The following is a 13,198-nucleotide window of genomic DNA, read 5'->3' as shown; positions in this document are numbered from 1 at the left end:
CCCGAGCCGCCGTTCCCGGGCGCACATCCCCCGTTCCGCCCGGGAACGGCTTCCCTTTTTCGGTCGACCTGAGCCTTGACCAAGGAAGTTGCCACGTGCCATGAAGTCCGCATCGACACGCACGCCCTACGCGCTGTTGCTCGCCGTCCTGTCCTCACTGAACGCGGGCGGCCTGTTCGCCTCCGACATCAACCTGCCGGGCGTCCCGGCCACCGCGCACGCCTTCCACACCCCGGTCGCGTCGGTGCAGTGGACGTTCAGCGCCTTCATGATCGGCATCGCGGTCTCCCAGGCGGTCTACGGGCCCATATCCGACGCGTACGGCCGTAAGCGCGTCATCGTCTCCGGACTCGGCCTGTTCGTCCTCGCCTCCCTGGTGTGCGCCGCGGCGCCCACGGTCGAGGTGTTCGGCGCGAGCCGGCTGCTGCAGGCGCTGGGCGCCGGCTCGGGCATGGTGCTCGGCCGGGCCGTGATCAGCGACCTGTACGAGGAGAAGGACGCGGCCCGGATGTTCGCCACGGTCATGCCGATCGTCGGTGTCTCCCCGTCCGTCGCCCCGCTGATCGGCGGCTATCTGACGACGTACGTCTCCTGGCGCGCGCCGTTCGTGGTCACCGCGGTGATCGGCCTGGTGACCCTGGTCGCGATGATCACCGCGATCCCCGAGAGCCTGCCGCCGGAGCGCCGCAGCAAGCATCTGGGCGCCACCCTCAAGGGCTATCCGAAGCTGCTGTCCCGCCCGCTGTTCTGGGCCTACACCGTCAACCTGTGCGTGGCGTACGGCGGTTACTTCGGCTACCTGGCGGCCTCCCCGCTGGTGTTCGAGAAGATGCGGCTGGCCACCGAGACCACCAGCTACTGCTACATCACCGTCTCGCTCGCCTATGTCGCGGGCAACCTCACCTCGCGCGCCCTGGTCCGCACCCGGTCCGTCAACCGGCTGCTGTGGATGGGCCACGGGTTCTTCCTCGTCGGCGCGCTGATGATGCTGGGCCTCGGACTCAGCGGGGCCGGTGGCCGCTGGGGTCTGCTGGTGCTGGTCTTCATGCCGGTGATGACGTTCGGCAACGGCTTCCTGCTGCCGCTGTCGATGAGCGCGGGCGTCACCACGTTCCGCGCGACCGCCGGTTCGGCGTCCGGCCTGATGGGCGCGCTCCAGCTGCTCTCCGCCTCGCTGGGCATCTACCTCTCCAGCCGGCTGCCCGCCGGTGATCTGTTCGCCCTCGGCTGGTTCGTGCTGATCGCCGCGGTGCTGGGCATCTGCGCCTTCGCCCTGTTCCTCTCGCTCGCCTCCCGTACGACGGCGGCCGCACCCGTGCCGGTGCAGCAGAGCGAAGAGCGGCCGGCCGACCGCCCGGCCGCCGACCTTCAGGAAGCCGCCATGGAATAAGGCCACCTGAGGCCGTACGACCCACGGCAGCGGCACCCGTGAGGCGCTGACGCGCGTACGGGTGCCGCTGTCAGGTGTGCGAGGATTCCTCTGCGGCGACCCGGAAGTCTGTATTGATCTATTCATCAATATAAGTGTCTTGAGTTTCCATCACAGGGCCGCCCGTCGAGGATTGGGGGGTCCTGTGGAACTGCGCCAGATCCAGTACTTCGTCGCCGTCGCGGAGGAACTGCATTTCGGCAGAGCGGCCCAGCGGCTGCACATCGGCCAGCCCGCGGTCAGCCAGCAGGTGCGCAGGCTCGAACGGGAGCTGCGCACCCAGCTCTTCGACCGCTCCAGCCGCACGGTCACGCTCACCACGTCCGGGCAGGCGCTGCTGCCCGAGGGCCGCGCACTGCTGAAGGCGCTGGACTCCTTCGCCGCCAAGGCCCAGCGACTGGCCGCCCAGAAGGACGCCACCTTCCGCGTCGGGATCAGCTCCGCCCTCGGCGAGCGCCTGGACGACTTCCTGGACGCGCTGCCCGGCTCCGGCTCCGGCACCCGCTTCGAGTTCCAGACCCTCGGCGCCCACCACCGCCTCGAAGAGGTACGGGCCGGCCGCCTGGACGCCGCCTTCGTCCGCGGCGTGGAAAGCGCCCCCGGACTGCGGCTGCTCACCCTCTGGTACGACCCCCTGGTGGCCGCCCTCCCCGCCGCGCACCCGCTGTCCGGCCACAAAAGCCTGAACCTCGCCGATCTGGCCGGAGTTCCGCTGCGCATCGCCTCCCGGGGCGAGAACCCGGCGCTCTACGACGCCGTCGTCGCCGCCTGCCGCAAGGCCGGTTTCGAACCCACCTTCGGCGCGCCCTTCACGGGGTTCCAGGACACCCTCGCCGAGATCGGTGCGAGCGGCGACGGCTGGACCCTGATGTACCCGACGGCGGCCGACACGGTCTCCTCGCGCCGGATCGCGCTGCTCCCGCTGGACGGGGAGCCCATCACCATGCGGATGTTCCTCGCGCTGCCGGAGAACGCGGACCCGATGCGGCTGGAACTGCTCACCGAGACGGCGGCGCGGGTCCGCCGCACGACCATGGGGACTTCCTGACCGACCCCGTTCCACACGCGCAGCGCCCCGGAAGAGACCCTGACTCGGGGTCCCTCCCGGGGCGCCGGCACACGGTCGGCCCGGCCGTCGTCCTACAGGCTGAGCATCCTCAGCGGCGCGTCCCGCACGACCTCCGTGATCCGGCCCTCGTCGAGACCGGCCTTCTCGAACCAGTCCCGGCTGTGCGTCGTCCACTCCCCGATGTCCATCTGGGAGGTCTGCCCCAGATCGGAGCTGTAGAGGGCGCGCGGCACCTTGGCGAGGACGGCGGCGAAGTCGTCCCAGTCCTGGTAGCCCAGCAGGTACGTCAGCGCGGTCTGCTCCGCGTACACCTGCTCCGCCGAGGCGATGTCCAGGAGATCGGCGCAGCTCAGACCGGTCATCGGATTGGCCGGCTGATTGAGCATCACCCGCGGCACGTCGAGCCGTACCGCCTCCTCGACCAGCAGGGCCACCTCGCGGCCGTCGGCGTGGCCGGTGGAGATCACGATCGGCAGGTCCCGGGCCATCCGCAGGATCTCCCGCGTCTCCGCCTTGAGCGCGCCGTCCCCGTTCGTGACGGTGAGCGGCCGCAGCCCGTCCCTGGCCAGCAGCGGATGCGCCGGGGTACGGGACAGCCTGCTCGTGTGGGTCCGCCCGGTCACCGTCGGCAGATGGACGATCAGGCGCAGCCCGCTGTCCTCGCCGTGCTGCACCACGGCCTGCTCCACCGCCCGGGTGTCCAGGCCGCCCGCGATGTCGTTGAGCACGATCGACCCGGAGACCGGCAGGCCCTGCTGGCGGGCCTCCCACGCCTGGGCCGCGGTGGAGCCCAGATGGTTCTTCAGGACCACCCAGCCGCCGAGCCGGGCGTACTGGTCACCGGCCGTGGCCGCGGTGTGCCGCCGTACATAGGCGTCCGGGCCGACGTGGTAGTGGACGTCCACGAACGCCGCCTGTCCGGCGGTGGCCGCGGCCGTGGGCTCAGGCGTCATCGTCGCCCTTGTCCTCCCAGGGGCGGGCGTAGCCGTAGCGGGCCCGCGCCTCGTCAAGGCGGATGCCGTCCGCGGCGGCCTCCCGGATGCGCCGCTCGGTCCGTTCGACCGCCTCGGCGCGCCGGACGACCTCGGCGACCAGGTCGGCGGGGATGCGCAGCGCCCCGTTGTCGTCCGCGAACACCAGGTCGCCGGGGCGGACCACGGTGCCCTCGATGTCCAGGTCGGCACCGGTGCTTTCGAGCACCGCCCGGTTCTTGGCGCTGACCATGGTGACGGCGGTGCTGAACAGCGGGTACCCGGCCTCCCGGGTCTCCCGTACGTCGCGCACGGCACCGTGCACCACGCTGCCCGCGATCCCCCGGCGCAGCGCCACCGAGGTGAGCAGGGAACCCCAGTTGGTGCAGGCGCCGGTGCCGCCGTTGTCCGCGACCACGACCGAGCCGGGCGGCACGTCGTCGATGTAGTTGGCGGCGTTGTGGAACGCGCCGTCGTCCTCGATGGGCCGGTAGCGCACGGTGAACGCGGGCCCGAAGGCCACCCCGCCGGGGGTGCGGGCGGCGATGCCGGGCAGCACGCACGGCGCGGCGCGCAGGCTGTCCATCGCGTCGGAGAGGGCGGCCGTGTCCAGCCGGGCCAGTCGTGCGCGCAGCCCGTCGTCGAGCAGCGGGTCGGCGGATACGGTGGTCATGCGGTCTCCTCCACGAGCCGGCGGGCGATGGTCCAGGCGGCGAACTGGGCGGCGTACGCGAGGACTTCGGGACCCCGGTTGGGGACGGTCAGCTCGCCGGTGTGCGCCCGCGCCCCCTCGTGCACCGTGCACAGCAGACGGACGGTGCCGGTGTGGTCCCCCGGACCGCCGCCGGCCCAGTCCGCGTCCAGCGTCACGGACACCAGAGCGGACGGCTCCCGGTCCTCGGCCGGCCGTCGCTCGGCGGCCAGCTCGGCCGCGAACCGGCCGCCGGTGACCCGGTCCTCGGCCGTCAGGGCCAGTCCGCGCGCGTCCAGCAGCTCGGCGAGTTCCTGGACGGCGGTGCGCTCCCGGTCGGTGACGACGTACCCGCCGAGCGCGTCGTCCAGCCGCTTCGCCAGCTCCGCCGCACTCTCCGGCGGGCAGTCGATCCGGATGTCCACGTACGGGTAGTGCCAGCGGTAGGCGGGCTTGACCCGCAGCCCCAGGTCCCGGACCAGGGCGTCCACCGCGGCGGCGGCGTCCGCCTCGATGACCCCGAGGGTACGGCGGAACACCGTGTCGACGGGCTCCGGTTCGGGGAGGTGGGCGAGGCCGTCGCGCAGGAAGGCGTCGAGCATCGGCAGGCACTCGCGCGGCGGGCCGGGGAGCATCACCACGGTGGTGCCCTGTACGTCGAGGCGGCAGCCCCAGGCGGTGCCGTTGGTGTTGGGCAGCAGCTCGGCGCCCTCGGGGAACTGCCCCTGGCGGCGGTTGTCCTCGTGGACGGCGACCCCGAAGCGGGTGAGCCGCTCGACGACGCCCTGCCATGCCTCCTCGCGGTGCTCCAGCGGGCGGCCGACCGCGCGGGCGACCCCGACCCGGGTCACATCGTCCGAGGTGGGGCCGAGCCCGCCCATCACCACGACCACGTCGTCGCGGCCGATGGAGGAGCGCACCGCGTCCGCGATCGCCGCCTCGTCGTCGCCGACGGTGTGCCGGATGCGGACCGGTACGGCACGGGCGGCCAGCCTGCGGGACGCCTCGCCCGCGTTGCTGTCCTCCAGGACGGCCCGCAGCAGCTCGTCCCCGACGGTGACGACGGCCGCGGTGTGGGCGCGCGGCACGGCACCGCAGGCGTCCAGGACGGCCGCGGCGCACTCGGTGGTGGTCGCCGTACCGCCCAGGTCGTACGTCACCCGGTCCCGGCGGCGCGTCACATGCGAGACCGCGTCCCGCACCTGGCCCGCGGCCTCGCCGAAGCCGAGGTGTTCGAGGAGCAGGCCGACGGTGAGGAAGGCGGCGAGCGGGTTGGCCCGGCCGGTCCCGGCGAGCGCGGGGGCGCTGCCGTGCACCGGCTCGAAGTAGTTGCCGTTCGCCCCGATGTTGGCGCTGGGCGCGAGACCGAGCCCGCCCATCACACCGCCGCCGAGGTCGGACAGGATGTCGCCGAACATGTTCTCGGCGACGATGACCCCGAAGCGCTCCGGGCGGCGCGCCATCCACAGCGCGACGGCGTCCACGTTGAGGATCTCGTACTCGATCTCCGGGTAGTCCGCGGCGATCTCCTCAAGGCGCTCGCGGGCGTAGGCGCTGCTGCGCCGCAGCACGTTCGGCTTGTCGGCGAGGGTGACCCGGGGGTGCCCATGGGCGCGGGCGTGCTCGAAGGCGTAGCGCAGGATGCGGTCGAGGCCGTGCCGGGTGAGCATCCGCACGCTCGCGGTGGTGGCCTCGCGGCCGCTGATCCGGGCGTTGGGGTGGTCCGCGACCAGCGGCCACATCTCCTCGGGCACCCGGTCCCAGTCGAGGCCCGCGTAGAGGCCCTCGGTGTTCTCGCGCACCACGCAGAAGCGGTACGGGGTGCCGCCCAGGTAGCTCTCGACCGGCCGCAGGTTGGCGAACAGGTCGAGGCGCTGGCGCAGTTGGATGATCGGCGACACGTACTGCGGGGCCTGCTCGCGCAGCTGCGGTGCCAGGTCGGCCAGGGCCTCGCGTCCCGGCTTGCTGGTGGTGGCGCCGAGCAGGACCGCGTCGCTGCGGCCGATCAGGTCCCAGGTGCGCTGCGGCACCGGGGTGCCCTCGGTGCGCCAGAACTCCCAGCCGATGTCGCCGTGTTCGAGGGTGACGGGCAGCCCGAGGGCGTCGATCACCGGGAGGGCCGCATCGAGTACCTCGGGGCCGATGCCATCGCCGGGAAGTACCGCGACGGTCTTACTGGTCATGGATCCTCTTCTTCTGCTGTGGTGCCAGGAACGCGGCGACGGCCCGCCGGGTGGCCTCCGGCCGGTCGGCGTGGGGGCGCATGCCCGCCCCCGGAATGCCGACGCTGCGGTGCCCGGGGCCGGTTGCGAGGTGCTGCCTGCCCACGAGGTTCGACTCGTCGCCGTAGATGTGCAACAACCTGCCCGGGAACGCCTCGACCTGGCCGCGGACATCGGCGCGGTGCAGCAGGCGCAGGCCGGTGGCCAGGCGCCAGCCGTACAGCGGGTCGTCGGCGCTGTCCCGCTCGCTGTCCGGGGTGTCCCGCGGCTCGGCCGGGGCCGGTACGGGCGCGGGGTCCGCCGGGCCGCGGACCACCTCGTGCAGCAGGTCGAGCGCGGCGGTCGTGCCCCGCTCGGCCACGGCCGCCGCGATGCGCTCCAGGGTCGCGTCGAGCACCCCGTCGGCGACCGTGGGGGAGGACAGCAGGACGACATCGGCCCGATGCGTCCAGGGCCGGTCGAGGAGCCGCTGGACGACGGCGCCGCCCAGGGCGTTGCCGACCAGGACGTCGGGCTCCTCGGCGCGCAGCACCTGCGCCCACCGGTCGGCGAGGGCCGCGAGGTCGTCCCCGTCGCGCAGCAGCGACAGGGTGTCGTACACCGTCACCCGGTGACCGGTCGTCACCAGCGCCTCGGCGACGGGCTCGAAGAAGGCCCCCCGGTCCCAGCGGGCCATGACGGGCGCGAGCACACAGGCGGTGCGGGGCGCGCCCGCCTCGCCCAGGTGCACGGCGACCGGGGGCCGCAGCGGTGTCGTGGCCGGCGAGGTCATGCCGCGACCACCGGGCCGGTGAGCTCGCGCGCGGCGCTGAAGGCGGCGCCCATGTGGTCCACGGGCAGCTTGGCGCGCTCCTCGACGGAGAGGTCGAAGTGGCCGAGGACCAGGTCGGGCAGCGGCAGCGAGGGTCTCGCCTCGGCGATCTCGGACTCCATGCGGTGCGCGAGGGTCAGGATCCGCCCGAGGTCGTACCGTTCGGTGCGTCCGGCGCGGCCCAGGTAGGCCAGCCACTGCTCGGTGATCAGGTTGCCGGGGCCCTTGCCCATGCCGAGGACCGAGGAGTCGATCCAGGTGGCGCCCGCGTCGACCGCCGCGATGGAGTTGGCCAGCGCCAGGCCCAGGTTGTTGTGCGCGTGCAGGCCGATCGCGGAGCGGGTCACCGAACGCACCAGGGTGACCAGGCGGGAGACCTCGTCCGGCAGCAGGCTGCCGTTGGAGTCCGCCAGATAGATCACGTCCGCGCCCGCGTCCTCGGACATCGCCGAGAGTTCCACCAGGCGCCGCCGGTCGAGCTGGCTGACGCGGGTGATGTTCACGGTGGTGGTGAAGCCGAGGTCCGCCGCCTTGCGGAGCGTCGCGAGACCGGGCTCGGGCGTCGTGGACGGCAGGCAGAACCGTACGAGCCGTACCCCGGCCTCGAACATCTGGGTGAGGTCGTCGTCCTCGATGTTCTTCGGGTGCAGGATCATGCAGATCCGCTCGGGCGGTATGACCTCGGCCATGGCGCGTATGTACGCGTCGGCACCCATGCCCGTCAGCCCCAGGTCCGGCTTGGGCTGGAAGGATCCCTTGCGGTATCCGATCTCAACCCACTCGATTCCGGCCGCGACGCTCTCCCGGGCGTGCTCCAGGGCGTATTCGAGCGTGAAGCCGAAGTTGTTGCGGTATCCCCCGTCTCGCAGCGTCACATCGAGATTGGTGACCATGTCTCCTCCGTTGACTGTCCGAGGTGGCGGCTGGGAGGGCGAGAATGATGGTTCGTATCGTGCACCGCAGCGAAAAATCGGTGTCAATGGATAACTGACACATGGTGGCGATTTCCCCCGTCCCCCGTCGCTCTGATTGATGCATTCAAGAATGCCGGATGAAACCGGAATTCTTTTGGGGCGCAGCTAATGCGTAGTCACTTCGCCGGCCGACTCCCCTGAAGGCGGAATGGATGCTAGCGGTGTCGGCGCGGGAAGTGCAAGGTGAAGACGGCCTTGGGTGGCCACTCGCAGATTGCGCCGAATTAGCTGAAGAAATTTACTTTCCATATACCGTTGCTGTGGGGGCTGTTTGGCCTGCGTGGTCCTTCGCACATCAAGTGCAGCATCGGCGCGCGAGCCGTCCAAGACTCGATTCGAACTGGTATCGATCATGATCGGTGATGATTCGAGGTGGCTGCCGCCATGGCATACTCACCGGACTCGCCTGCGAAACCGAACGTTCAAATTCGTGTTACAGGGTCGCGGACGACAGCGTTGTCATTCAAGAGGCGCGGAGGAGTGTCAAGTGATAGCCGATCCGGTGCCGCTCGACGGCCTCGGCCCCGAAGCCCGCGCCCTCGCACCGCTGTTGCGCGTCTGCCGGGACGAACGGCTCTGCGACGGGGGCGGCTGGCGGGGCATGGCGCTGGACGAGGAGGTCCGGGAACTCGCCGCCGCGGCCCTGGTGGCGGGGGCGGGTTAATTCGGTGGCGCGCGCGGCCGGTGCCGTCCTAGGGTCGGAACCACTTCGTGAGGCGGCCGCCGGCCGCCGACGAGCGAGCGCGGAAGAGGAGGTGTCGACGATGGCTGTCACTGCGCCGGGCGCTGCCCGCATCCAGGAACTCCCCGAGTCCACCTCCGTGGCCACCGGCTGACCCGAGCGCGTCGCAGACGACCGCTCCCGTCCGGGGCCACCCCTTGAAGGGTCTCCCTTGACTTCCAGCTCCGCTGTGTACTCCGCCCTGGCCCCCTACGGCTGGGACGACGACTGGGCCGACGCGTTCGCCCGCTACGCCTCCGAAGGGCTGCTGCCCGGCCGGGTGGTACGGGTCGACCGCGGCCAGTGCGACGTGGTCACCGCCGACGGCACCGTCCGCGCCGACACCGCGTTCGTCACCCCAAACGACCCCCTGCGGGTCGTCTGCACCGGCGACTGGGTTGCCGTCGAGGCGGGCGGCAACCCCCGGTACGTCCGGGCGTATCTGCCGCGCCGCACCTCCTTCGTGCGGTCCACCTCCTCCAAGCGGTCCGACGGCCAGATCCTCGCGGCCAACGTCGACCACGCCGTCGTCGCCGTGTCCCTCGCCGTCGACCTCGACCTCGGCCGCGTCGAACGCTTCCTCGCCCTCGCGTGGGAGTCCGGGGCGCAGCCCGTGGTCGTGCTCACCAAGGCCGACCTGGTGACCGATCCGGTCACCCTGGCCCACCTCGTGCAGGACGTCGAGAACACCGCGCCCGGCGTCCCCGTGCTCGGCGTCAGCGCGCACTGCGGCGACGGCCTCGACGTCCTGCGCGCCCTCGTCGGCGACGGCACCTCGGTGCTGCTCGGCCAGTCCGGCGCGGGCAAGTCCACGCTGGCCAACGCGCTGATCGGCGAGGACGTGATGGACGTACGGGCCGCCCGGGACGTCGACGGCAAGGGGCGGCACACCACCACCACCCGCAATCTGCTCGCCCTGCCCGGCGGCGGGGTCCTGATCGACACCCCGGGGCTGCGCGGGGTCGGCCTGTACGACGCCGAGAGCGGAGTCGGGCAGGTGTTCGCCGAGATCGCGGAACTGGCCGAGCGGTGCCGCTTCCACGACTGCGCCCACGAGAGCGAACCGGGCTGCGCGGTGCGCGCCGCGGTGGACGGCGGGGAACTGCCCGTCCGCCGTCTGGAGAGCTACCGCAAACTGATCCGCGAGAACCAGTGGATCGTGGCCAAGACCGACGCCCGCCTGCGCGCCGAGATCCGCCGCGACTGGAAGCGCAAGGGCGCCGAGGGCCGCGCCGCGATGCAGGCCAAGCAGGGCCGCTGGACCTGACGGCCGCGGGCGGTGCCACCCGGCCGGACCCGGGTGGCACCGCCCGTACGCCTGACTCTCGCGGCCGGACTCCTGCCGCCCGACTCCTGCCGTCCGACCGGCCCCGGTCGGTGCGGCTCGGCCCGTATCCGGAGGGGGTCCCGGCAGGTCGCGCTGTGTCCCCCTCCTCGGTGAATGCTAGAAATGCATCATGAAGAAGCGTTTCGGCCTGTTTTCGGGGTGGGACGCTTCCGCCCCGGTCGGAGCGTCCCCCGCTGCCGCCGACTCCGGTCGGTTCAGGTGGCTGCCGTCCGGTGCCCGGAGCGTCGCCGGACAGATGTTCGTACTTCAGTTGATCATCCTGCTGCTCTTCGGTGTGGCGGCCGGCACCGTCCTGGTGGTCCAGGCCAAGCAGGCCGGTGTGAACGAGGCGCGGCAGCGCAGCTTCGCCGCCGCCGCCGGTTTCGCCCACGCCCCCGGCACCCTGGCCGCGATGGAGTCCCCGGACCCCTCCGCCCTGCTGCAACCCCGGGCCGAGCAGGTCCGCAAGGAGACCGGCATCGACTACCTCGTGGCGTTCAACCCGGCCGGGATCCGCTGGACCCACCCCAACGCCCACCTCATCGGCAGGCATGTCATCGGCAACTACACACAGCCGCTGCACGGACACCCGCGCACCTACACCCTGAACACCCCCATCGGCGTGGCCGTGGAGTCCACCGTGCCCGTCCTCGGCGATCACGCCAAGGTCGTCGGACTGGTCACCGCCGGTATCACCGTGCGCAACATCCACCAGCAGGTGATCCGCCAGCTGCCCCTGCTGCTCGCGGCCGGCGGCGGCGCGCTGCTCCTGGCGACGGCCGGCATCGCCCTGGTCAACCGGCGGTTGCGGCGGCAGACCCGGGGCCTGGAACCGGCCGAGCTGCGCCGGATGTACGACCACCACGACGCCGTGCTGCACGCCGCCCGCGAGGGCGTCCTCATCGTCGGCGCCGACGGCACCCTGCTGCTCGCCAACGACGAGGCCCGGCGCCTGCTCGGCCTCCCCGAGGACGCCGAGGGCCGCCAGCTCACCGACCTCGGGCTCGCGCCGTCCCTCGCCACCCTGCTGGCCGGCACCCGCCCGGCCACGGACGAGGTGTGCGAGGCGGGCGACCGGCTGCTCGCGGTGAGCGTCCGCCCGACCGCGCCGCACGGCTGCCGGCCCTCCAGCATCGTCACCCTGCGCGACACCACCGAACTGCGGGCCGTCGCCGGGCGCGCCGCCGTCGCCCAGCGGCGGCTGCGGCTGCTGTACGACGCCATGAGCAGCATCGGCACCACCCTCGACGTGGAGCGCACGGCCGAGGAGCTGACCCGGTTCACCGTGCCCCGGTTCGCCGACTACGCCTGTGTGGACCTGCTCGACTCGGTCCTGCGCGGCGGCGAGCCCGAGGGCACGATGATGCGTCGTACGGCGCTCTCGGGCATCGACTCCGACCACCCGCTGTACCCCGTCGGCACCCTCGTGGACTTCGCCTCCCAGACCCCGCAGGCCATCGGCCTGGGCACCGGCGCCCCGGTCCTGGAGCCCGATCTGCGCAAGGACGGCGGCTGGGAGCAGAACGACCCCGACAACGCGCACCGCATCCTCGCCCACGGCATCCGCTCGATGCTGGTGGTGCCGGTGCGCGCCCGGGGCGTCCTGATGGGCGTGGCGAGCTTCTGGCGCACCGCGGACGCCGAGCCGTTCGAGGAGGAGGACCAGGCGGTCGCCGAGGAACTGGTGGCCCGGGCCGCGGTCGCCATCGACAACGCCCGCCGCTACACCCGCGAGCACACCACCGCCGTCACCCTCCAGCGCAGCCTGCTGCCGCGCGGCGTCCCCGACCAGTCCGCGCTGGAGGTGGCCTACCGCTATCTGCCCGCGCAGGCCGGGGTGGGCGGCGACTGGTTCGACGTCATTCCGCTGCCGGGCGCCCGGGTGGCCCTGGTGGTCGGCGATGTCGTGGGACACGGGCTGCACGCGGCGGCCACCATGGGCCGGCTGCGCACCGCCGTGGCCAACTTCTCCGCCCTCGACCTCAGCCCCGACGAACTCCTCGTCCACCTGGACGAACTGGTCAGCCGCATCGACAGCGACGAGCGGGGCGACGCCCAGGGCGCGGGGGAGTTCGACGGGCTGCTGCGGGACGGCCGGGTCGCACGCGACGGCATCGCGAACGTCACCGGCGCCAGCTGCCTGTACGCGCTCTACGACCCGGTCGCCGGGCGCGTCACCATCGCGCGGGCCGGCCACCCCGGGCCCGCGCTCATCCTGCCCGACGGCACCGCCACCTACCCCGATGTGCCGGTCTCCCCGCCGCTCGGCCTCGGCGACGGCATGCCGGTGGAGACGCTGGAGCTGGAGCTGCCCGAGGGCTCGTACCTGGTGCTGTACACCGACGGGCTGCTGGAGGACCGGCAGCGGGACATCGGCGCCGGTCTCGACCTGCTGCGCGACACCCTGGCGGACTCGGCGGGACACGGCCCCGAGGGGCTGTGCACGGCCGTCCTGGACGCGGTGCTGCCCGCCCGCCCGATCGACGACGTCGCCCTGCTGGTGGCCCGCACCCGGCTGCTGGGTCCCGAGCATGTCGCCGAGTGGGAGGTGCCGCGCGATCCGGCGGCCGTGGGCCCGGTCCGCGCCGAGTGCGCCGCCACGCTGGAGGCCTGGGGCCTCGGGGACGTCGGCTACACCGCCGAGCTGATCCTCAGCGAGCTGATCACCAACGCGGTCCGCTACGGCTCCCCGCCCATCCGTGTCCGCCTCCTGCACGACCGGGGCCTGATCTGCGAGGTCTCCGACGGCAGCAGCACCGCCCCGCATCCGCGCCGGGCGGCGGCCACCGACGAGGGCGGCCGGGGGCTGTTCCTCGTCGCCCAGCTGGCCTCCCGCTGGGGCACCCGCTACACCGCCCGCGGCAAGGTGATCTGGGCCGAGCTGTCCCCGCAGGAGGACACACCGGAACCGGCCGCCGGCACGGAGGCTGCGGACAGCACGGACGACATCCTCGACCAGTGGGAGAGCATCTAGGGTCCGGGT

Annotated in this window: 10 protein-coding genes; 5 read left to right on the top strand and 5 right to left on the bottom strand. The window is 72.4% G+C overall.

The features are described from left to right. Nucleotides 1–100 precede the first annotated feature (100 nt). Both AB0N90_RS33120 and AB0N90_RS33115 read left to right on the top strand, forming a co-directional pair. Entirely contained in the window at nucleotides 101–1,390 is a 1,290-nt protein-coding gene (locus AB0N90_RS33120) for a multidrug effflux MFS transporter (protein ID WP_085567176.1), read from the top strand. Nucleotides 1,391–1,574: 184 nt separating this feature from the next. Then, nucleotides 1,575–2,477, top strand: a complete 903-nt coding sequence (locus AB0N90_RS33115; protein WP_365202751.1) for a LysR family transcriptional regulator — start codon at nucleotides 1,575–1,577, stop codon at nucleotides 2,475–2,477. 92 nt (nucleotides 2,478–2,569) lie between these two features. Here AB0N90_RS33115 and AB0N90_RS33110 read toward each other — a convergent pair whose 3' ends face one another. From AB0N90_RS33110 to AB0N90_RS33090, 5 genes are read right to left on the bottom strand one after another with little or no spacing between them, the layout of a single operon-like run. Further along, nucleotides 2,570–3,451 carry a DUF6282 family protein gene (locus tag AB0N90_RS33110; protein WP_365202749.1) on the bottom strand — a complete coding sequence of 294 codons (882 nt, stop codon included), beginning with the start codon at nucleotides 3,449–3,451 and terminating at the stop codon, nucleotides 2,570–2,572. Further along, the gene (locus AB0N90_RS33105) at nucleotides 3,441–4,142 is read right to left on the bottom strand and encodes an RraA family protein (RefSeq protein WP_085567179.1); all 702 of its coding nucleotides are present in this window, start codon (nucleotides 4,140–4,142) and stop codon (nucleotides 3,441–3,443) included. Before AB0N90_RS33105 ends, AB0N90_RS33110 begins: the two co-directional genes overlap by 11 nt. Then, nucleotides 4,139–6,343 (bottom strand): isocitrate/isopropylmalate family dehydrogenase, encoded by a 2,205-nt coding sequence (locus AB0N90_RS33100; protein WP_365202747.1) that lies wholly within the window; start codon nucleotides 6,341–6,343, stop codon nucleotides 4,139–4,141. The genes AB0N90_RS33105 and AB0N90_RS33100 overlap by 4 nt, the downstream gene beginning before the upstream one ends. After that, the gene (locus tag AB0N90_RS33095) at nucleotides 6,333–7,154 is read right to left on the bottom strand and encodes an alpha/beta hydrolase (protein ID WP_365202746.1); all 822 of its coding nucleotides are present in this window, start codon (nucleotides 7,152–7,154) and stop codon (nucleotides 6,333–6,335) included. Before AB0N90_RS33095 ends, AB0N90_RS33100 begins: the two co-directional genes overlap by 11 nt. Next, entirely contained in the window at nucleotides 7,151–8,086 is a 936-nt protein-coding gene (locus tag AB0N90_RS33090) for a hypothetical protein (protein ID WP_365202744.1), read from the bottom strand. The genes AB0N90_RS33095 and AB0N90_RS33090 overlap by 4 nt, the downstream gene beginning before the upstream one ends. Before the next feature lie 568 nt (nucleotides 8,087–8,654). Here AB0N90_RS33090 and AB0N90_RS33085 point away from each other — a divergent pair. The 3 genes from AB0N90_RS33085 (at nucleotide 8,655) to AB0N90_RS33075 (ending at nucleotide 13,189) form a co-directional block, all read left to right on the top strand. Continuing rightward, complete coding sequence (locus AB0N90_RS33085) at nucleotides 8,655–8,831, top strand: hypothetical protein (RefSeq protein ID WP_365202742.1); 177 nt, start codon at nucleotides 8,655–8,657, stop codon at nucleotides 8,829–8,831. Nucleotides 8,832–9,060: 229 nt separating this feature from the next. After that, nucleotides 9,061–10,155 (top strand): ribosome small subunit-dependent GTPase A, encoded by a 1,095-nt coding sequence (gene rsgA, locus AB0N90_RS33080; protein WP_365202740.1) that lies wholly within the window; start codon nucleotides 9,061–9,063, stop codon nucleotides 10,153–10,155. Between the two features lie 316 nt (nucleotides 10,156–10,471). Continuing rightward, a complete protein-coding gene (locus AB0N90_RS33075) occupies nucleotides 10,472–13,189 on the top strand; it encodes a SpoIIE family protein phosphatase (RefSeq protein WP_365202738.1) in 2,718 nt (905 codons plus the stop codon). The last annotated feature ends 9 nt before the right edge of the window (nucleotides 13,190–13,198 follow it).

It is taken from the genome of Streptomyces sp. NPDC093018 (genome assembly GCF_040684035.1).
Classification (GTDB): Bacteria; Actinomycetota; Actinomycetes; order Streptomycetales; family Streptomycetaceae; genus Streptomyces; species Streptomyces murinus.
Note: the sequence above shows the minus strand (reverse complement) of the source record. Positions and strands in the feature narration are given on the sequence as shown.